The sequence below is a fragment of the Ruegeria sp. HU-ET01832 genome, assembly GCF_040371315.1.
Classification (GTDB): domain Bacteria; phylum Pseudomonadota; class Alphaproteobacteria; order Rhodobacterales; family Rhodobacteraceae; genus Ruegeria; species Ruegeria lacuscaerulensis_A.
This window is the reverse complement of record NZ_BAABWL010000005.1, coordinates 360695-380784: the sequence shown is the minus strand read 5'-3', so window position 1 is coordinate 380784 and position 20090 is coordinate 360695. Positions and strand designations below refer to the sequence as shown.

Sequence of the window (20090 nt, the reverse complement as noted above, 5' to 3'; positions counted from 1 at the left end):
GGAGCTTCGGAGATGATCCAAGCTGATCTGACAATCATCCTGCCAGAGATCGTTCTGGCCGTTTATGCGATGGCGGCGCTGATTGGGGCTGTCTACACCACAAAAGACGGGCTGGCCCCGGTTCTGATCTGGGCGACCTCGGGCCTGATGGCGCTGCTGGCGATTTGGATCGCCACCAATGGCGACGGCACCAACGTGGCCTTTAACGGCATGTTCGTTGACGATGGTTTCTCGCGCTTTGCCAAGGTTGCGATCCTGCTATCTGCGGCAGCCGTTCTGTTGATGAGCCAGGATTACATGTCGCGTCGCGGGCTGTTGCGGTTCGAATACCCCTTGCTGGTGGCACTTGCCGCCGTGGGTATGATGATGATGGTCAGCGCCGGAGATCTGATGTCCCTGTACATGGGGTTGGAGCTGCAATCGCTGGCGCTGTACGTCGTGGCCGCTCTGCGCCGTGACAGTGCAAAATCCACCGAGGCTGGTCTGAAGTATTTCGTTCTGGGCGCGCTCAGCTCCGGCCTGTTGCTTTATGGTGCATCGCTGGTTTACGGCTTCACCGGGACCACGCTGTTCTCGGGCATCATCCAGACGGTCAACCATGGTGACGTCTCGGTTGGCCTGCTGTTTGGCCTGATCTTCCTGATCTCGGGGCTGGCCTTCAAAGTGTCAGCCGTGCCGTTCCACATGTGGACGCCGGACGTATACGAAGGCTCACCCACACCAATCACCGCTTTCTTCGCTACCGCGCCCAAAGTGGCGGCGATGGCGCTGTTTGCGCGGCTGCTGCATGATGCGTTCGGCGGAGTGATCAAGGATTGGCAGCAGGTGATCGTTCTGCTCTCGGTCCTGTCGATGTTGTTGGGTGCAGTGGCTGCGATTGGGCAGCGTGACATCAAGCGACTGATGGCGTTTTCGTCGATTGCCCATATGGGCTATGCGCTGATCGGTCTGGCGGCGGGTACAGAGATGGGCGTCAAGGCGATGCTGATGTACCTGGCGATCTATGTGACCATGAATATCGGCACCTTTGCCTTCATCCTGATGATGGAGCGGGACGGTAAGCCCGTCACGGATATTGACGCGCTGCGGCAGTATTCCAAACGTGACCCGGGCAAGGCGCTTGCGGTTCTGATCCTGATGTTCAGCCTTGCGGGCGTCCCACCGATGCTGGGCTTCTTCGCCAAGTTTGGCGTTTGGCAGGCCGGTGTCAGTGCGGGCCTCACAGGGTTGGTGATCGTGTCGGCCATCGCTTCGGTCATCGGTGCGTTCTATTACCTGCGGATCGTGTTCTACATGTATTTCGGCGAAGAAAACGAAGACCCGATTGAAACGCGCTCGACGCCTGTTCTGTGGGTCGCCCTGATGGGGTCGGCTGCTTTGATGCTGGTGGGAATTTTCTATCAATTTGGTGTTGAAGGCGCGGCAGCTGCTGCGGCGGCGACGCTTGTCAATTAACCCTGAAATCACACAAATCAGAGGGGCTCGGTCGTTGGACCGGGCCTTTTTACCATGACGGATTGGCCGCAAGGTTACGGTTTGCATGTGTTGCAAACGGTTGACAGTACGTTGAACGAAGCTTCGCGCATCGCACCAACGGCGACGGGGCCGGTGTGGATCATGGCCTATAACCAAACTGCGGCGCGTGGACGTCGGGGACGTGCATGGGCCAATCCCGTTGGAAACCTGGCTGCCACTTTATTGATGCGACCAAGTTGTAATCCCGAACAAGCAGCGTTGCGGAGCTTTGTTGCAGCCCTCGCTCTGTTTGATGCCTGTGTTGCTGTCTCGGGGCGGTCCGATGGGCTGTCTTTGAAATGGCCAAATGATGTGCTGCTGAACGGCGGAAAACTTGCGGGGATATTGCTAGAAGGCACGGGCCAAGGGCGCGACCTGTCTCACTTGGCGATTGGGATCGGGGTCAATCTGTCTCAGTCCCCACCAACCGACGCGCTGGAGGAGGGTGCGGTCCGACCCGTTTCGCTTTTGTCCGAGACCGGCGCAGACGTCATGCCCGAGGATTTCCTGACAGAGTTGGCCGCCGCGTTTGCTCGCTATGAGACGCAGTTCGTGACCTATGGGTTCGAGCCGATCCGTACTGCATGGTTGGATCGGGCCGCGCGTTTGGGCGAAGTGATTACAGCCAAGACAGCGACATCCGAAACCGTGGGCACTTTTGAAACGGTGGACGCCGGCGGCAACCTTGTCCTAAACACCGCCAAAGGCCGGGTCGCGATCCCAGCCGCCGACGTGTATTTCTGAGAGGAACGCAAATGCTTTTGGCTATTGATTGCGGCAACACAAACACTGTTTTTTCGATCTGGGATGGCAAGCAGTTTCTGTGCACGTTGCGAACCTCGACCCATCATTCCCGCACGGCAGATGCCTATTTCACATGGTATTCGACATTGGTGAAACACTACGGGATCGAGGCGGACATCACCGATGTAGTGATCGCCTCGACTGTGCCGCGCGTGGTGTTTAACCTTCGTATTTTCGCGGATCGGTTCTTTGGTTGCCGCCCGTTGGTCGTTGGCAAACCTGAATGCCTTTTGCCAGTGGCCCCGCGCATTGATGAGGGCACTATTCCTGGACCGGACAGGCTGGCCAATGCGGTTGGGGCGTTCGATAGGCATGGCGGAGACGTTGTGGTGGTCGACTTTGGGACTGCCACCAATTTCGATGTTGTGGCCTCGGATGGTGCCTATGTTGGGGGCATCATTGCGCCGGGTGTGAACCTCAGCCTCGAGGCGCTTCACCAAGGTGCTGCGGCTCTACCGCATATTGATATCACGCGCCCCGACAAAGTCATTGGTACGAATACAGTTGGCTGCATTCAATCCGGCGTGTACTGGGGGTATTCCGGCTTGATCGAAGGACTGATTGCGCGGATCAAGGCCGAGTACGGCCATCCGATGAAGGTTGTCGGAACCGGGGGGCTTGCCCCGCTGTTTGATCAGGCGGATGTAGGGTTTGACGCGATCGAAGATGATCTGACGATGCACGGACTGACCGTGATCCATCGCTATAACAAGGAAAATGGCTCAACATGAGCAGTGAACGACTGATCTATCTGCCGCTGGGCGGTGCAGGTGAAATCGGCATGAACGCCTATGTCTACGGCTATGGAAAGCCCGGGCAGGAAAGGTTGATCCTAGTCGATCTTGGCGTGACCTTTCCGGATATGGATACGACGCCGGGTGTCGATCTGATCCATGCCGATATCTCTTGGCTGCAAGAGCGGGCCGATCGGCTGGAAGCGGTTTTTGTGACCCACGCGCACGAGGATCACGTCGGTGCTGTGGCCCATTGCTACGAGGCTTTGGGCACCCCGGTTTATGCGCGCGCTTTCACCGCCAATATCGCGCGCCGGAAAATGGAAGAGCATGGCCATCCCGAGGATGCGGTTCAAACGGTTTCGCCCTGGCCCGAGCAGGTTCAGGTTGGGCCGTTCTCGGTAGGATTCCTGCCGGTCTCGCATTCGATCCCGGAAAGTGCGGCGTTGGTAATAGATACGCCAGCGGGACGAATTGTGCATTCGGGTGACTTCAAGCTGGACACCAACCCGGTGGTGGGTGAACCCTTCGACGCCGAGTTGTGGGCCGAGATTGCCAAACCGGGCGTCAAGGCGCTGGTTTGTGACAGCACCAATGTATTCTCGCCCCATGACGGACGATCGGAATCCGAGGTTGGCCCCGAGATCACCAAGCTGGTCGAAAGCGCCGAGGGGATGGTTGTTGCAACCACCTTTGCGTCCAACGTGGCTCGGGTGAAAACCTTGGCCGAGGCTGGGCAGCGAGCCGGACGCTCGGTCGTGTTGCTGGGCCGCGCGATGCGCCGCATGATTGAGGCTGCGACCGAAACGGGTATCCTGTCGGATTTCCCCAAAGTCATCAGTGCAGAAGAGGCGGTGGACGTTCCACGCCAAAACCTGATGTTGATCGTGACTGGTAGCCAAGGCGAACGCCGTGCCGCCAGCGCGCAGCTTGCACGTGGCAAGTATCGCGGTCTGGAACTGAAAGAGGGCGATCTGTTCCTGTTTTCGTCGAAAACCATTCCGGGCAACGAGCGGGGCGTGATCTTCATCATCAACCAGCTTAGCGAAAAAGGTGTGGATGTTGTCGATGACAGCTCGGGTCTGTATCACGTGTCGGGTCATGCCAACCGTCCCGATCTTGAGAGGGTACATGCACTGATCAACCCTCAGATCGTGATCCCGATGCATGGTGAGCATCGTCACCTGCGCGAGCACGTCAAGCTGGCTAATTCTGGCGGCCGAACAGGTGTTTTGGCGGTGAACGGAACCATGTTGGACCTGATTGGCAACGCGCCGCAGGTGGTCGACTATGTGGAAACGGGTCGGACGTATCTGGACGGCACGGTGAAAGTCGGCGCGCTGGACGGTGTTGTTCGTGACCGTATCCGCATGGCGCTGAATGGCCACGTGACGGTAACGGTCATTCTGGACGAAGAAGACGAGCCGCTGGGCGAGCCGTGGTGCGACACGATGGGCTTGCCCGAAATGGGATCATCTCGCGCCGGCTTGGTTGAAGTTCTGGAAGAAGATCTGAACCAATTCCTGATGCGCGCGGATACTAAAACTCTGCGTGACGATGACAAGCTGGAAGAAGCCATGCGTCGCATCGTGCGTCAGACTGCAAAAGCTGAGATTGGTAAAAAACCCGAAGTCACGACTGTTATCAGCCGGATGAAATAAGCCCGTCCTCAGTCGGTCAGAGGCATCGGATAGCCTTTGAGTTTCAAGAACAGACTTTCCTCTTCCTGATTCAACAAGAAGGGGACCGAGCTGGGCGGCGCCGGGTCCAAAACCCGTGCCGCGATTTCGGCCAATACGACTTCGGTGATAAAGGGTAGGTCGAACTCGCGCGCGCGGTCGAGTGGGATCCATTGCAGATGCGACAACTCATCCGAGGCGCGGCTGAAATCGTCCAAGTCCCCGCATATCGCCGACGCATCAACAAGAAAGAACCGAGCATCAAACCTGCGCGGGCGACCGGGTGGGGTCACCGCGCGAAAGACGAACTGCAAGGCCTCAGCCGAAGGTCGAAACCCCAGCTCGGCAAATCCGCGCCAATCCGATGGCGCGGGCTCGGGCCAACTACCTGGCTGGCCCAAGACCAGACCTGTTTCTTCCCAAAGCTCGCGAATTGCCGCCGCCGCAAGGGCACCTTGCAACCCAAGTTCCGAGCGTTCACCTAGCCGATCAAAACACACAGGTGGCAACTCGCTTGCCAGCGGTATGTGGGCATCCTCGGGGTCAACAGCTCCGCCGGGAAAGACAAATTTGTTGGGCATAAAAGCGGCCTTGGCCCCCCGTTGACCCATCAGGATCGACGGGGCGGTCTTGCGGTCGCGCAGAACAATAACCGTGGCCGCGTTGCGGATTGCGGTCTTGTCCTGAATCATATGCGGGCCAATTCGTTGGAAACAAACATTACGCGTTCTCGAACCCGTGCATCCGACGAGCCCACTGATAGGCCACAACGGCCCCTTTCAAGCGAGGTAAAAGGAACAAGGACAACGCGGTGCACCCGATTGCGAAGATCAGAAACATGGTCAGCGGTTCTGGGCGGAATTCGACATACGTTACGTGCAGGGCGGGGGCCAGAAGGTGACCCACAAGTAGGATTGTCAGGTATGCTGGCCCGTCATCGGCGCGATGATGAAACAGTTCTTGCCCGCAATTCGAGCAGCTGTCGTTTACCGTCAGATACCCTTTCAACAGTTTGCCTTCGCCACATTTTGGGCAACGACCGCGAAAACCTTTGAGCAACGCTGGCTTGGTGGCACGTTCCGCTTCGGGCAGAGTGTTTATCGTTTGATCTGTCATTTCGATACTCGCGGGTTAGAATAAACCGGATATTGCGCATCTTTTGTGCAACTTAAAAGGGGGGTGCGTCGCTTTGCATCGCTGTTTTTTCTGGGAATTTTAAAAGTTTCGCGACGGAACCCGGGCGCCGCATCGTTTGAACCCATGTAAGCAGCGGCAAAAGGGCCGCGAAAACAAAGGAAAACGATATGAAAAGCGCCAAATTCATCCCGGTAGTCCTGATCGCGGCTGTGGCCGTCACCGGCACCTCTGTACTGGCCGCAGGGCCGCGTGATCGCGAACCTGTGACTTTCCAGGAACTGGATGCCAACAGCGATGGCCAGGTGACGAAAGAAGAAATGCTGGCCCATCACAGCAAACGCTTTACTGATGCGGATACGAACGGAGATGGGCAGTTGACCATAGAAGAGATGCAGGCCGCTGGCCAGAAAAGGGTCAATGACCGTGTGACCAAGATGTTCGAGAAGCATGACGCCAATCAGGACGGGTCTCTGAGTCAGGACGAGTTGCCGAAACCACGCCGCGCTGACAAGATGTTTGATCGAATAGACGCGGATAGTGACGGGGCGATCTCGGAACAGGAATTTGCCGATGCCAAGGACAAGATGGGCCGCCATCACAAAAAGCGGGCAAAGTCGGACACTGACGACAGCTGATGCAGGATGGAGGCTCTGACGTCCTCATCCACTTCCATCCGCAGCCAGTCACGTGCTGCGGATATGCCCAGCGACGATACGTTGCTGGGCCTTTTCGCACAGGGTGATGCCGCCGCTGCTCGTATTTTGACGGACCGTTTGGGGCCGCGGTGTTTGTCGGTCGCCATGCGCATGCTGGGCAATCGGGCCGAGGCCGAAGATGTTACCCAAGATGCGATGATGCGTCTGTGGAAAGTTGCGCCGGATTGGGTTTCGGGGCAGGCGAAAGTGTCGACGTGGTTGTATCGCGTGACGATGAACCTGTGCGTTGATCACTTGCGCAAGAACAAACCTGACCGGCTTGCTGACGTGCCCGAGCCAGAAGATGGCAGTCCGAGTGTAGCGGAACGTATGCAGGACGAAGCCCGCAAGGATGCGCTTCAACTGGCGCTGGAGCAGCTGCCCGAACGGCAACGTCAGGCAGTTATTTTGCGGCACATAGAAGAGCTGCCAAACCCCGAGATCGCCGGTGTCATGGGGATTTCGGTAGAAGCGGTTGAAAGCCTGACCGCACGTGGCAAGCGGGCCTTGGCCGGGATTCTGGCAGGGCGTCGCGAGGAATTGGGGTATGACGATGACCGAAGATGAAAAAAATCTGGACGAGATGTTTGCGACGGCCCGTGAGAACCGGCCTTTGCTTTCTGATGATCTGACGGTTCGTATCCTGACAGATGCAGAGCAGGTACGCCTAAATCAGATCAAAGCTGCTGACAGGCCCCGACGTTCTTATTGGGCTAGGGTGTTAGATGGTATCGGCGGCTGGCACAGCTTTGGTGGTTTGGTGGCGGCCAGCGCCGCCGGCGTTTGGATCGGCTTTGCTGCGCCCGACTTTTTGCCGGACCCTGCGACCTATATCTACCAGCAAGAAGCCGGGCTTGCTCTGGCCGATTTGGACACTTCATTTCTGGAGGGCGCGGAATGAGCGACAATCCTAAACCAAAACGCAGATGGGTGAAGGTTCTGTTGGCCGTATCTTTGGGGTTCAACCTTCTTGTGGTTGGTGTCGCCGTAGGAACTGTGCTGCGGGTAAAGGGCGGAGATCATGCCAAGGCGCCTCCGGGATTTGGATCGGCGCTGTACCGGGCCTTGCCGAAAGAGGACCGAAAGGCACTGCGTGGGCAACTTTCAGCGCGCCATAAAGCCGGATCGAAGGATCGGGTCCGGAATTTCGAGATCCTCAGTGCTGCTTTGAGGGAAGTCCCTTTTGACCCCAAGACGGTGCAAGATATCTTGTTGCAGCAGTCACAGTCTTTGGCGGAATTGCAGTCAAACTTGCAAGGTCAATGGCTAGAGCAGGTCACCGACATGACTGACGCGGAACGCGCGCTTTACGCCGACCGCCTGGACGAGGTTGTGCGTTATGGTCCTCATGGCAAGAAGAGGAAGAATTAGTGCCTCAGGCCGCGCATTGCCTGACCCTGACTTGGTTGCGCCCTGCCTTTTTGGCAGCATAAAGCGCCGTATCGGCGGACTTGATCAGGTCATCTAGTGGCTCAGTTTGAAATGGAGTGGGCTGGGTTGTGATTAGACCGATACTGATAGTGACTGGAACGGGTTCTGTATTGTCCGGTAGCGAGAACGGTTTTTGTCTGATACAATTACACAGTGATCGCGCAACACTCACCGCCCTCGTTTCAGTGGCATGAGGTAGCCCAATCATGAATTCTTCGCCACCAATCCGCGCGACAAAACCATCGGATCCGATTGCACGTTCCATCCGGGTTCCCGCCTCGGTCAGAACGATATCCCCGCCAGCGTGGCCATACCGGTCATTAATGGATTTGAAATGGTCTAGATCAGCCAGCATAACGGCAAAACCCTGACCTAGCTGTAACGACTTGCGCGCGATCTGATCCATAGCCCGCATGGCGTATCGGCGGTTGTGCAGACCGGTCAGAGGATCAATCCAAGATTCCGCAATTCCCCTGTGAAGCGATGCGCGCATTTGATCCATCTGGGTTTTGCGGGCAAGCCTGTTGGTCAGTCGCTGCCTAACCTCCTCGACACAGAAGCCTCCCATGCAAACCGCGTCAGCCCCCCGGTCGAGTGCTTCGGCGGCGAGCGTCGCGTTATTGCGGTCAAGTACCGCGATCAATACTGTGCGACGTGTGGCCGCTCGGGACTTCAGATCCGCCAGAACATTGAGCCCCGCCAGTGTTGTGCCGACTTCTATTACAATTGCATCCGGGACCGGCCCTGATAAAACGCCCTGCAGGTTCGAAGAAGTGTGCGCGGAGACGTTATGTCTTGTCTGATCCGCAAGCAAATTTCGCCACGCGGCACCCGATCGCGCGGTTCTGGCCAAAACGGCCACGCGCGACGGTTTGGGTGGCGCGATCAGACTTACCGCGGGCTCGGCGAAACCCAATGGTTGAACGTTTGTAGTTAGCTTCAGATCCTGTGCTTCAGCACGAGCGCGCAACAGGCTGCGGACCTGCGCCAGCAGAAGCGAATCTTTAAAGGGATGCACCAGCACGTCGTCCAGCCCCTCCGAAAGGGCTTTCAGCCGGGCGGCTTTGTCGTTTTGCGCCGCTATCGCAACAACAGGGACATCGGCTAAGTCCGGATCAGCCGCGAGAAACTGTTTGACATCAGTAGCTGTTCCATCCGGCAGAGTCTGGGCCGTGAGAACCAGATCAGGTCGTGTTCGCCGTAAAAGCCCAGCCAGCCCTTCCAGTTTTTTACCTTGCACGACGTGGTACCATGCTGCGGTCAACTGAACCTTCAGCATGATGCGATTGGTCGAGGTCCCGTCGAGGACAAGGATAGTTCCCTGCACGGACATATCTGTCACCGTTGATTGCATGCGTTGTCAAAGTGTTTATGAGTCTGGTTAACAAACCCTTTCCAAGATCAATTCCGGGGTCTCTTTATGCCAATCTCTGCTGAATCTGCCGAAACGCTGGCGCTGAATGTTCTGGCTTGGCTTGCGGGAAATGAGGAATTGCTACCTGTTTTTCTTGGGTCAACTGGCGCTTCGGCTCAGGATCTGCGTGATAGAGCTGTAGAGCCGGAGTTCCTTGGCTCGATTCTTGAATTCCTCATGCTTGACGATTCGTGGGTTGTGGAATTCTGTGACGCCAATTCTGTGCCTTATGATCTTCCCGGACAGGCGCGTGCGGTTTTGTCCGGGGCGGCAGACATGCATTGGACTTGATGAAAACACTTCTGGAGCTTGAGATGCCGATAGACGCGCTTCTGTTCGACAAGGACGGAACTCTGTTCGATTTTGCCGATACCTGGGGTGCTTTCGGGCGCAATATGTTGCTGCGCTTGAGCGATGGGGATCATGACAGGGCAAGGGTGCTGGGTCGTGTGATCGGCTTCGATTTGGATCAAGTCACATACTCGGAAGACAGCATCGTGATTGCGGGAACAGTCGAAGAAGTAGCCGAGACGTTGGCACCACACTTGGCGGAGATGCCACGAGACGCCCTGATCGACCTGTTGAACGCAGAGTCCGCCTCGGCCCCACAGGCGCAAGCGGTGCCGTTGACCCCATTTCTTGACGGGTTGCGGGAGGCGGGACTTAAGCTGGGTGTTGCAACAAACGACGGCGAAGCGCCAGCGCTGGAACATTTGGCATCAGCCGGTATTCGGGATCATTTCGATTTTGTTGCTGGTTACGACAGCGGCCATGGGTTCAAGCCGGGTCCGGGCCAGTTGCTGGCCTTTGCCGCGCATGTGAATCTGCCGCCTGAACGCGTCGCTATGGTTGGTGACAGTCTCCATGATCTTCAGGCGGGTCGGGCAGCGGGTATGACGACGATCGGTGTGCTGACGGGCTTGGCTCCCGCTGAAGTTCTGCAGCCAATGGCGGATGTCGTCTTACCAAATATCGGCCACATACCGGAATGGTTGACACGAAACTGATCGCCTAAGCTCCAGAATCGGCGCATCGGACCTCAAAACCGACAAGAGGTGTCGCAGACAGAGCGGCCACATGCCTTGCTTCGAGGCTTGCTTGACAAAAGACAAGCTCGCGGAGGATTCAATGGCAGAGGCGAAAACACGCAAACGTCGCAGTGGCGGGCGGGCAGGAGCAGCCGAACGCAGGGGCAGCGCGGTTATTGACCAGATGCCGTGGAGCCCACCGATCAATATCGACAAGCCGACCGACCCTTTGGACGAGGCGGGAATTCAAGCGATCCACGAGGGCGCAATGCGCATTCTCGAAGAGATCGGTGTCGAATTCTACAATGAAGAAGCTATCGATATCCTGCGTAAGGCCGGTTGCACCATCGAAGGGGATAACGTCCGTATGGGGCGGGATTTTGTTATGGAGATGGTGGGCAAGGCACCATCATCTTTCACGATCACGCCGCGCAATCCGGATCGCCGGATCGAAATCGGTGGTCGCAACCTGTTGTTTGGTAATGTGTCATCGCCTCCGAATTATTGGGATATGGAGATCGGTACCAAGGTTCCGGGAAACCGTGAAATGTGTCGAAATCTGCTGAAACTGACTCAGTATTTCAACTGTATTCATTTCGCGGGCGGATATCCGGTCGAGCCTGTGGATATCCACGCAAGTGTTCGGCATCTGGATGTACTCTATGACAAGTTGACCCTAACTGACAAAGCGATGCACGCGTATTCGCTGGGTAAGGAACGTGTCGAAGACGTCATGGAAATGGTGCGGATCGCTGGTGGGCACAGCCACGAAGAATTCGAGGCAGAACCCCGGATGTACACCAACATCAACTCGACCTCGCCGCTAAAACATGACCACCCGATGATCGACGGCTGTTTGAGGTTGGCGCGACGTGGGCAAGCGATTGTTGTAACTCCCTTCACGCTGGCCGGAGCGATGGCCCCGGTAACAATGGCGGGCGCTGTGGCGCAATCGCTGGCCGAGGCTCTGTGTGCGATTGCTCTGTTCCAGTACGTCCGGCCTGGCATACCCTGCGTGATCGGGACGTTCACATCGAATGTAGACATGAAATCCGGTGCGCCCGCGTTTGGAACGCCCGAGTACATGCGTTCGACGCAGATGACCGGGCAAATGGCGCGGTTTTATGGCCTGCCCATGCGGTCATCTGGGGTCTGCGCGGCCAACGTACCCGATGGTCAGTCGGTTTGGGAAACCTCGAACTCGCTTTGGGCGGCTGTGCAGTCGGGGACGAATATGGTTTATCACGCGGCCGGGTGGCTGGAAGGGGGGCTGATCGCCAGCCCCGAAAAGTTTATCATGGATTGCGAAATTTTACAGCAAATCCAACGCTATATGCAGCCCGAGATCACGGCGACGGGACCGGATGAGATTGCTTTGGACGCGATCCGTGCGGTCGGGAATGACGGTCATTTCTTTGGCATTCAGCACACTCAGGATCGCTATACCACAGCGTTCTACCAACCGTTTCTGAGTGACTGGAAGAACTATGAAGGCTGGGACGTTGCGGGCGGAATCTGGACCGCTGAACGGGCCCATCACATGTTCAAGGAAATCATTACCAGTTTTGAGCCCCCGGAAATAGATGAGGGCATTCGTGAAGAACTTGCGGACTTTGTCGAGCGTCGTAAAGCCGAAGGGGGCGCTCCGACTGATTTTTAGTGAAAAGCCAATGGCTTCCACTTTGAGACTTGTGCGTGTTTTGCATCTCGGAACTTGCATTTTCGCGTTTTGTTAAGGATTTCTGAGTCACAGTGCATCGGAAACCAAACCGAGGCTTCCCATGCATGGTCTGATAAACCGGGCAGTACAGTCCTTTGTGAGCGCGACATACGGGCAATCTTGCTGGATGCGGGTGACCGATGCCGCAGATCTTGGTTTTACCGAGTTCGAGGCAATGCTGGTTTACGATGACGCAATGACCACGCGGGTTCTGGATGCGCTTTGTGCCGAATTAAAGCGCCCACGAGCAGAGATTCTGGAAGATCTGGGAACCTATTTGGTTTCGCACCCCAATATGGAGGATTTGCGTCGTCTACTCCGATTTGGCGGCGATACGTATGTAGAGTTCCTGCATTCTTTGGATGATCTTTCGGATCGGGTTAGATTGGCGGTGTCCGATTTGCGGTTGCCTCTTCTGGAGCTGCGAGAGGTCTCTTCGTCAGAGTATCACTTGCACTGCTATTCGGGTTTGCCAGGGTATGCCAGTGTCATGGTTGGGGTATTGCGCGTCGTGGCCGACGACTACGGGGCGCTTGCCTTCCTAACACATGAAGGACAGCAAGGTGAGGTCGAGGTCATAACGATTGCACTCGTTGAAAGCGCATTTTCCGCCGGGCGGAATTTCGATCTGGGGGCCAGGAAGCCATGATCGAAATCGATGATCTTGCAGGTATGCTTGGGACTTTGTGTCCGATGTTTGTTCTTGTTGATGGTGGGGGTAGAATCGCTCAGGTCGGTCCGACCTTGCAGAAATTGCGTCCAGATCAGCCAATGCCTGGAAAAGACTTTTTGGAAGTATTCGAGCTCGTCAGACCTCGCAAAGTGTCGACGCTCGCAGCGCTCTTGTCCTTGGCCGGAGCGAAGTTGCACCTGAGAATAAAGGGTGAGCCACACACAGCGCTCAAGGGGTTGATCGCTCCTTTGCCAAACGGGCAGGGGGCTGTGATAAACCTGTCCTTCGGAATCTCTATTTTGGATGCGGTTCGTGACTATGCGCTGACCAGTGCGGATTTCTCAGGAACGGATCTCGCGATCGAGCTACTTTATCTGGTCGAGGCTAAGTCTGCCGCGATGGAGGCGTCGCGATCTTTGAACCTGCGCCTGCAGGGCGCGATGCTGGCGGCCGAAGAACAGGCATACACGGATATGCTGACCGGGTTGAAAAACCGCCGGGCCATGGATGTGTTGCTTGGGCATTTGGCTTCTGGTGACGCGCCATTTGCCTTGATGCATCTGGACCTGGATTTTTTTAAGTCAGTGAACGACAGATACGGTCACGCGGCGGGCGACTATGTCCTGCAACAGGCGGCTTGCATTATGGTCGAAGAAACCCGAAACGACGATACTGTCGCAAGGGTTGGTGGCGATGAATTTGTCATCATCTTCAAACACCTGATCGACGAATCTGTTCTGTCCGCAATTGCGTCCCGCCTGATTGACAGGTTGCGACAACCCATGATCTTTGAGGGGTCCGTGTGTCAGATATCAGCTAGTATTGGCACTGCGTTGTCGACGCAGTTTCAGGCGCTGAAAGCAGCCGAGATTTTGAATGCGGCAGATCAGGCCCTCTATGAGGCCAAGCGAATGGGGCGATCAAGGCATTGCCTGTATTCGTCATTTCTGGGTGAGCGCGTACAAACTGCGCAGTCGCAAGCCTCGCCGCACTAAGCGTTCACGACTTAAACTTTTTCGAAAGCCTGTGCCAGAACAGCCGAGATGTGGCATTTTACTCCGGACAGTTCGCCTATTACAGGCATGACCTTCCCTTGAAATCCAGCTTGTTCCAATTCCTGAGGTACGTCTTCCAACACATGACCGCCGCGGCACGCGAAGAAAGGCAGGCAAAGCGCGATTTGCCCAGAGTTTGCCGCCGCCTCAGAAATCGAAGGGGCCTCTTCAACGAATCCTACCCGGAGGGACTTCAGCTTGATCCTCTCACTCACGAGTTCCGCGAACTGATTTGCGACAGCCGAAGGATTGCGGCTGCGACCCGATCCATGTGCAGCGAGGATCAAGTTGCACTGGTCTGTTGACCATGTGTTTGATTGAATGGTCGATCCAATCGCCTCGGCAGCGATGGCTGGAAGGGCTTTATCAACGCCAAGAGGATCGAGGATACGCAATTCTCTTCCCCCCAGCCGTTTTGGCAAAGCGCTCGTCACAAACCAACCTTTGGCCATGAACAATGGGTAAATCACCGTGTCGTCAGGTAAGTCGTCCAGGCAATGTTCTAGCCTGCTTGGCGCAGCGAGCGTTGCAGAAGTGACATTCACCCCACCGCACATTTCATTCACCTCGGCCGCATAAGCCGCCAGGGCCGCTTCGGCTGGCTCGGGGTCAGACGGTTGACCGTGGGCGACAATTACAGCGTTTGGCATAGGTGCGATCCTGCTTGGTTCTGCCAAAGGTGGCGTCTGTTTTGGCGAAGTCAATGCGCCTTGCGAACGTATTAACCCAACAACGTAAGCCACAGCCAGACCGTCAGGATCGAGGCCCCGGTGCCGACTAAAACGGAGGAGGCCGCGACCCGTTTGGCGCGGCCATACATGTTCGCGAATATATAGGCGTTAAAGCCGGGTGCCATGGCAGCGTTCAGCACTCCTGAGCGGAACAAGTCTTGCGGCAATCCCACAGTCGAGCCGAACAACCACACAAGGCTGGGGTGCAGCATAAGCGAAACGCCGCAGACATAGGCAATGGTGCGTAAATCACCCTCGGGTCGATATTTGACCAGTACGCCGCCCAAGGCAAACAACGCGCCGGGCAGGGCCGCACGGGTGATCAAGCCAAGAGCGTCATCGACCACTCCGGGCACACCGATCCCGGATAGGTTTACGATAAACCCCAACGCTATCCCCAGGATCAGTGCATTGCGGAACATAGCTGACAAGACCGAGCGCACCATCCGCGTGCCACCGTGGCCGCGACTACGAATGACCTCCATCACTGTGATGCCGATGCCATAGCAAAATGGCGCATGGAAGGCGATGATCGCGTAGTTCCCGGCCAGGTTTTCCGGACCATAAGCGCGCTCGGTAATTGGCAGCCCCAGCAGGACCGAGTTCGAGAACAGGCAGCAGAAGCCGATGGCGACGCAATCTTCCCACTCGCGCCGGAAAATCAGGCGCGCACCGAACAGACCTGCGCAGAAACATAGACCCGCAGCGGTGTAGAAACTGAACAGTAGGCGTGGGTCGAAACTGGCGCTGAGGTCCAGATTGGCGATGGCCAGAAATAGCAGGCAGGGGATGGCGAAGCCCTGGGTGAACTTCATCAGCCCGTCGATATGGGCCTCTTTGAAGTAGCCCAACGCGGTGGCTGTGTACCCGGCACCGATCACCAGAAATACTGGCAGGATAACGTCGATCAGGCTTTGCAGCATGGTGCCATCCTGTGGAGTATTACGGCAGGCACCATGGGCTATTTAAAGAGCCTGATGGATCACCATGCCATCATAGGCAGGGGTGATGTGGTCGGCGGTTTCAGCCTCGACCGTGGCGTAGTCCAAATCGATGTGCATATTGGTCAACACCGCGCGCTTGGGCTGGAGCTGTTCGATCCAACCGAGCGTCTTTTCCAGATGCGCGTGAGTTGGATGCGGCGTGCGGCGCAGCGCGTCGATGACCAAACAGTCCAGCCCATGCAGTGCAGGCCATGCGTCGTCATAGATCTCGGCCACGTCAGGCAGATAGACCAGTCCGCCAATCCGAAAGCCCAACGCGTCGATCGAGCCGTGATTAACCTTGAACGGCTGCAACGGGATCGGGCCGCCGGGGCCGTCGATCTCGAACGGGCCACTGATGGTTTTCAGATCAAGGATCGGCGGGTAGGGCGAGCTGTCAGGCTGGATGAACGCATATCCGAACCGCCCGAGCAGGTCGTTCTGAGTGTCGCCATCGGCCCAGACGGGCACACGGGTGCGCATGTTGAACACGATCATACGCAGGTCGTCGATGCCGTGGACGTGGTCGGCATGGCTGTGGGTGTAGACCACCCCGTCCAGCCGCCCAGTACCCGTATCCAGTAACTGACTGCGCATATCCGGTGTAGTGTCGATCAGGACCGAAGTTGTGCCCTCGGGCCCGTCCCGTTCTACCAGCATCGAGCAGCGACGGCGGATGTTCTTTGGGTTCTCGGGATCACACTCGCCCCAGTGCCCGCCCAGCCGAGGCACGCCGCCGGAAGATCCGCAGCCCAAAATGGTGCAGCGCAGCTGGGTCATGCAGCCGCCTTGTAGGTCGCGGCTTTGGTAAACAGCCGCTCGAAGTTCAACTGGGTCTGCGCGGCGAAATCGGCATAGTCCATGCCGAAAACCTCGGCCCCCTTTCGGGCGGTGTGGGCGGTATAGGCGGGCTCGTTGCGTTTGCCGCGAAACGGGGGCGGGGCCAAATAGGGCGCATCGGTTTCAACCAGAACGCGGTCGACCGGGGCGGTGGCGAAGATATCGCGCAGCTCCTGGCTTTTGGGGAAGGCCGCGATGCCGGACATGGACAGGTAAAAACCCAGATCCAGCGCGGCTTTGGCCAGTTCCGCCGACGACGAAAAGCAGTGCATCACACAGGAATAAGGCGCGTTGCGATGTTCCTCGGCCAGAATGCGGGCCATGTCCTCGTCCGCTGCACGGGCGTGGATAATCAGGGGTAGGCCGGTGCGCTGGGCCGCCTCGATATGGACACGCAGAGATTGTTTTTGCACTTCGGCGCTGTCGGCGGTGTAGTGGTAATCCAGCCCGGTTTCACCAATACCAACGAATTTTGGATGTTGCGCCAGAGCGACCAGTTCGCCTACGGTGGCCATCGGCTCATCCGCAGCGCTCATGGGGTGTGTGCCCGCGGCGTAGAAGACGGAGGCGTGGGCGTCGGCTATCGCGCGAACGCTTGGTTCGTTGCGCAGTTTGGTGCAGATCGTGACCATTCGGGTCACGCCCGCGTCAATCGCATTGGCAACGATCTGGTCCAACTGGCCTTCGAAATCGGGGAAGTCCAGATGGCAATGGCTGTCGGTGATTTGGGGGGTGTCGCTCATCTGCTCTGACCGGCGGTTTCCTGTATCTTGAACACCGTATCTAGGACCAGAGCCGCAGGGTCAAGGTTCACCGCCTGACCATGTCGTGCGCGGGCGGTGATTGTTGCAGCCACCTCAGCCCATTTGCGGGCCTGATGGGGGGATTGGGACAGGCGCGACAGGATTTCGGTCTCATTCGGAGCAGCCTCGGGCAGGGGCGCTGCGCTGGTCGCGCCGGTCAGTGCAAGACGGGACAAGGCCACGTCGATCAGGGTCAGCAGCAACTCGAACCGCTCAGCCGCGCCGCGCTGGGCGGCGGCCTCGGCCAGTTTAAGGGCGCGCTGACGGTCCATGCGGGGCAGGGTGCCGAGGATGGCGATGAATTCGGCGTAGATCTCGAGCCCGCCGAGGTTGATCAGGCGCACCGCGTCCCCGACAGAGCCAGCGGCGAGGGCGGCCAGATGATCCGGCTGCGCGGGCAATTCGGCCCCGGTCTGCGCCAGTGCGGACTGCATGTCTTCGGCCCTTAACGGGGATAGGCGCAGGGTTCGGCAGCGCGACCGGATTGTTGGTAAAAGGCGTGAGGGCTGGTGTGAGATCAACAGCAGAGTCGTGCGCGCGGGCGGTTCTTCCAACATCTTCAACAGGGCGTTGGCAGCGCTGACATTCATCTCATCGGCTGAATCCACGATGACCACGCGCCGCCCGCCATCGGCCGAAGACAGGCCGAAGAATTTGCCCAGCTTGCGGATGTCATCCACTACGATTTCGGTCCGCAAGCGTCCTTGATCGTTCAATGACCGGGTGATTGCGGCAAGGCCTGGCTCGGCTCCGGCCTGAATGCGGTGGGCGACGGGGTGGTCGGGGTCGATCGCGAGCGTCTCAGGGGGCGGGGGGGCACCGAAAAGCCCGTCATCCTCGGCCGGAGGGGTTGCCAGCAGGAACCGTGCGATCTGCCAAGCCAGAGTCGCTTTACCCACCCCGCGGGGTCCGGTCAGCAGCCAACCATGATGCAAGCGGTCCGAGTTATAAGCGTTCAGAAAAGCCTGTTCGGCCTCGGACTGCCCGAACAAGGTCGCGGTTTCGCGCGGGTGCGGGGTACCGGGGGCCTGATCCGGGGTCGGGGTGTCGTCGCTCATGGGTCGTCCGTCACAAGGATTGCAGGACGATATCTGTCACATCGCGGGCTACACTGTCCATGTCTCGGTTGCCATCAATCACGCGAAAGCGGTCCGGGAACTCATCGGCCAGCGCCAGAAACCCGGAGCGCATTTTCTGTTGCAATTCCAGTCCGAAATCCTCGAACCGTTCCTCGGTGCCTTGTCGCCCCTTGGCGCGGGACAGGCCGATTTCCGGGTCCATGTCGATCAGGACGGTCAGGTCGGGTTCGCGCCCGATCATCAGCTTGTGCAACTGATCGACCAGAGGGCGCAGATTGCCGCGCGACATGCCCTGATACATGCGGGTGCTGTCGGCGAAGCGGTCGCAAATTACGACCTTTCCAGCCGCCAGCGCTGGTTCAATAGTGCGTTCCAGGTGGTCGCGGCGGGCGGCGGTGAACAGCAGCAGCTCGGTCTCGGCTGACCAACGGTCCGGATCACCTTCCAGTACCAGCCGGCGAATTTCCTCGGCCCCGGCTGAACCGCCGGGTTCGCGGGTCAGAACAACGTCGCGACCCAATCCGCGCAAGTGATCGGCCAGCATACGCGCCTGCGAGGACTTGCCCGACCCATCAATGCCTTCAAATGTCAGAAACACGCGATGCCCTTGTCAAAAAGCGTCCAGAGGGTTGCCGATCACATCGGTCAGAACGATCCCTCCAACGGTCATCATCCGAACCAGAAAACCACCCGCGGCCACATCCTGTACCGCGACCAGAGGGCGCCGAATTTCGGGCAGACCTTCAGGCTTGATGACCAGTTCGGCCAGTTTCTGACCCTTGGCAATCGGAGCGTTGATCGGGCCGTCATAGACGACCTCGGCAGCTACGTTTTCGTCACCCAGAACCGGCAGCAGGATGTTCAGATCGTCTTCGGGTACAAGGCCAACCGTCTTTTGCGCCCCCATCCAAACCTCTGCCTCGGCTATCGGCGCGTCTTTGTTGGCAATTGTCCTCTCGACAAAATTTCGAAACGACCAGTTAACCACGGCCTCAGCCTCCTCTGCGCGCTGGCCGGTGCTGTCCAGGCCGGTGAGCACAAAGATCACCCTGCGATCACCCTGCTTGGCCGAGCCAACGAGTCCATAGCCGGCCTCTTGCGTGTGGCCGGTTTTCAAACCATCCGCACCGATCCCCAGCTTCAACAACGGGTTGCGGTTGCGCTTGTTCGAAGGCGCGCGGCCATCGAATTCAAACTCTTCCTCGGCGAACAGGGGATAATATTCTGGGAAATCTGTGATCAACCGATCGGCCAGTATGGCAAGATCGTGAACCGACATCATGTGCCCGGCTGCAGGCCAGCCGTTCGAGTTGGCAAAAGTGGAATTGTCCATACCCAACTGTTCCGCGCGCTGTGTCATGTACCGAGCGAAACCCGCCTCGGTTCCGTCAGGGCTGAGCGCCTCGGCGATGACAACACAGGCGTCATTGCCGGACAGAACGATGATGCCGCGCAGCAAGTCCTCGACCGACACGCGGTCTTGTGTGTTCAGGAACATCGTCGAGCCGCCATAGCTCATGGCGTGTTCAGACACGGGTAGGGTTTCGTTCAGGGTAAGTCGTCCATCCCGCAACGCCTCGAATGCGACATATAAGGTCATGAGCTTCGACATTGAGGCAGGGGGCAAGGGTTGTTCGGCGTCTTTCGACAAAAGCACAGTGCCTGTTGTCTGGTCCATCACATAGGCTGCGCGGGCGGATGTATCAAAGGCGAAGGCGGGCAGAGCGGTCAGCGCCAACCCCATTGCCAGAACGGATGATCGCAAAGTG

23 protein-coding genes are annotated in these 20090 nt (G+C 57.7%); 13 read left to right on the top strand and 10 right to left on the bottom strand.

The genetic code is table 11. The features are described from left to right. Window positions 1-12: 12 nt before the first annotated feature. From nuoN to ABWV79_RS16920, 4 genes are read left to right on the top strand one after another with little or no spacing between them, the layout of a single operon-like run. Window positions 13-1455 (top strand): NADH-quinone oxidoreductase subunit NuoN, encoded by a 1443-nt coding sequence (nuoN, locus tag ABWV79_RS16935; RefSeq protein WP_170352625.1) that lies wholly within the window; start codon window positions 13-15, stop codon window positions 1453-1455. Between the two features lie 54 nt (window positions 1456-1509). After that, complete coding sequence (locus ABWV79_RS16930; RefSeq protein WP_353393393.1) at window positions 1510-2259, top strand: biotin--[acetyl-CoA-carboxylase] ligase; 750 nt, start codon at window positions 1510-1512, stop codon at window positions 2257-2259. Between the two features lie 11 nt (window positions 2260-2270). Beyond that, window positions 2271-3050 carry a type III pantothenate kinase gene (locus tag ABWV79_RS16925; RefSeq protein ID WP_170352627.1) on the top strand — a complete coding sequence of 260 codons (780 nt, stop codon included), beginning with the start codon at window positions 2271-2273 and terminating at the stop codon, window positions 3048-3050. After that, entirely contained in the window at window positions 3047-4714 is a 1668-nt protein-coding gene (locus ABWV79_RS16920) for a ribonuclease J (RefSeq protein ID WP_353393391.1), read from the top strand. Before ABWV79_RS16925 ends, ABWV79_RS16920 begins: the two co-directional genes overlap by 4 nt. Before the next feature lie 8 nt (window positions 4715-4722). Here the strand turns inward: ABWV79_RS16920 and ABWV79_RS16915 are convergent, their stop codons facing one another. Further along, on the bottom strand, window positions 4723-5424 hold the full coding sequence (locus ABWV79_RS16915; RefSeq protein ID WP_353393389.1) for an NUDIX hydrolase: 702 nt from the start codon (window positions 5422-5424) through the stop codon (window positions 4723-4725). Between the two features lie 28 nt (window positions 5425-5452). Then, on the bottom strand, window positions 5453-5848 hold the full coding sequence (locus tag ABWV79_RS16910; protein ID WP_170352630.1) for a DUF983 domain-containing protein: 396 nt from the start codon (window positions 5846-5848) through the stop codon (window positions 5453-5455). A 188-nt stretch (window positions 5849-6036) separates the two neighbouring features. Here ABWV79_RS16910 and ABWV79_RS16905 point away from each other — a divergent pair, with 188 nt between their 5' ends. From ABWV79_RS16905 to ABWV79_RS16890, 4 genes are read left to right on the top strand one after another with little or no spacing between them, the layout of a single operon-like run. After that, the gene (locus ABWV79_RS16905) at window positions 6037-6504 is read left to right on the top strand and encodes an EF-hand domain-containing protein (protein WP_353393387.1); all 468 of its coding nucleotides are present in this window, start codon (window positions 6037-6039) and stop codon (window positions 6502-6504) included. A 6-nt stretch (window positions 6505-6510) separates the two neighbouring features. Beyond that, complete coding sequence (locus ABWV79_RS16900; RefSeq protein WP_502949868.1) at window positions 6511-7131, top strand: RNA polymerase sigma factor; 621 nt, start codon at window positions 6511-6513, stop codon at window positions 7129-7131. Next, complete coding sequence (locus ABWV79_RS16895) at window positions 7112-7465, top strand: hypothetical protein (protein ID WP_234899558.1); 354 nt, start codon at window positions 7112-7114, stop codon at window positions 7463-7465. The genes ABWV79_RS16900 and ABWV79_RS16895 overlap by 20 nt, the downstream gene beginning before the upstream one ends. Beyond that, window positions 7462-7935 carry a periplasmic heavy metal sensor gene (locus ABWV79_RS16890; RefSeq protein ID WP_353393385.1) on the top strand — a complete coding sequence of 158 codons (474 nt, stop codon included), beginning with the start codon at window positions 7462-7464 and terminating at the stop codon, window positions 7933-7935. Before ABWV79_RS16895 ends, ABWV79_RS16890 begins: the two co-directional genes overlap by 4 nt. A gap of 4 nt (window positions 7936-7939) precedes the next feature. On the opposite strand, the gene ABWV79_RS16885 is transcribed toward ABWV79_RS16890, so the two are convergent. Continuing rightward, window positions 7940-9328 carry a diguanylate cyclase gene (locus tag ABWV79_RS16885; RefSeq protein WP_353393383.1) on the bottom strand — a complete coding sequence of 463 codons (1389 nt, stop codon included), beginning with the start codon at window positions 9326-9328 and terminating at the stop codon, window positions 7940-7942. Between the two features lie 87 nt (window positions 9329-9415). On the opposite strand from ABWV79_RS16885, the gene ABWV79_RS16880 reads away from it, so the two are divergent. From ABWV79_RS16880 to ABWV79_RS16860, 5 genes are all read left to right on the top strand, one after another. Next, window positions 9416-9700: a DUF3572 domain-containing protein gene (locus tag ABWV79_RS16880; RefSeq protein WP_353393381.1), complete on the top strand. Its 285-nt coding sequence runs from the start codon at window positions 9416-9418 to the stop codon at window positions 9698-9700. Window positions 9701-9723: 23 nt separating this feature from the next. After that, window positions 9724-10416, top strand: coding sequence for an HAD family hydrolase (locus ABWV79_RS16875; RefSeq protein ID WP_353393454.1), 693 nt, complete (start codon window positions 9724-9726; stop codon window positions 10414-10416). A gap of 121 nt (window positions 10417-10537) precedes the next feature. Then, window positions 10538-12097: a trimethylamine methyltransferase family protein gene (locus tag ABWV79_RS16870; protein WP_353393379.1), complete on the top strand. Its 1560-nt coding sequence runs from the start codon at window positions 10538-10540 to the stop codon at window positions 12095-12097. Window positions 12098-12218: 121 nt separating this feature from the next. After that, window positions 12219-12806, top strand: a complete 588-nt coding sequence (locus tag ABWV79_RS16865) for a heme NO-binding domain-containing protein (RefSeq protein ID WP_353393377.1) — start codon at window positions 12219-12221, stop codon at window positions 12804-12806. Continuing rightward, the gene (locus ABWV79_RS16860; RefSeq protein WP_353393375.1) at window positions 12803-13825 is read left to right on the top strand and encodes a GGDEF domain-containing protein; all 1023 of its coding nucleotides are present in this window, start codon (window positions 12803-12805) and stop codon (window positions 13823-13825) included. Before ABWV79_RS16865 ends, ABWV79_RS16860 begins: the two co-directional genes overlap by 4 nt. Before the next feature lie 11 nt (window positions 13826-13836). Here the strand turns inward: ABWV79_RS16860 and ABWV79_RS16855 are convergent, their stop codons facing one another. The 7 genes from ABWV79_RS16855 to ABWV79_RS16825 all read right to left on the bottom strand — a co-directional run bounded on the left by ABWV79_RS16855 (window position 13837) and on the right by ABWV79_RS16825 (window position 20065). Then, window positions 13837-14535 carry a CbiX/SirB N-terminal domain-containing protein gene (locus ABWV79_RS16855; RefSeq protein ID WP_353393373.1) on the bottom strand — a complete coding sequence of 233 codons (699 nt, stop codon included), beginning with the start codon at window positions 14533-14535 and terminating at the stop codon, window positions 13837-13839. 71 nt (window positions 14536-14606) lie between these two features. Beyond that, on the bottom strand, window positions 14607-15539 hold the full coding sequence (locus tag ABWV79_RS16850) for an AEC family transporter (RefSeq protein WP_353393371.1): 933 nt from the start codon (window positions 15537-15539) through the stop codon (window positions 14607-14609). A gap of 42 nt (window positions 15540-15581) precedes the next feature. Continuing rightward, window positions 15582-16379 carry an MBL fold metallo-hydrolase gene (locus ABWV79_RS16845; protein WP_353393369.1) on the bottom strand — a complete coding sequence of 266 codons (798 nt, stop codon included), beginning with the start codon at window positions 16377-16379 and terminating at the stop codon, window positions 15582-15584. Further along, complete coding sequence (locus ABWV79_RS16840; RefSeq protein WP_353393367.1) at window positions 16376-17182, bottom strand: TatD family hydrolase; 807 nt, start codon at window positions 17180-17182, stop codon at window positions 16376-16378. The genes ABWV79_RS16845 and ABWV79_RS16840 overlap by 4 nt, the downstream gene beginning before the upstream one ends. After that, window positions 17179-18300 (bottom strand): DNA polymerase III subunit delta', encoded by a 1122-nt coding sequence (locus ABWV79_RS16835; protein WP_353393365.1) that lies wholly within the window; start codon window positions 18298-18300, stop codon window positions 17179-17181. The genes ABWV79_RS16840 and ABWV79_RS16835 overlap by 4 nt, the downstream gene beginning before the upstream one ends. A 10-nt stretch (window positions 18301-18310) precedes the next feature. Beyond that, complete coding sequence (gene tmk / locus ABWV79_RS16830; RefSeq protein ID WP_209196690.1) at window positions 18311-18919, bottom strand: dTMP kinase; 609 nt, start codon at window positions 18917-18919, stop codon at window positions 18311-18313. Window positions 18920-18931: 12 nt separating this feature from the next. Beyond that, entirely contained in the window at window positions 18932-20065 is a 1134-nt protein-coding gene (locus tag ABWV79_RS16825; RefSeq protein ID WP_170353129.1) for a D-alanyl-D-alanine carboxypeptidase family protein, read from the bottom strand. Between the last annotated feature and the right edge of the window lie 25 nt (window positions 20066-20090).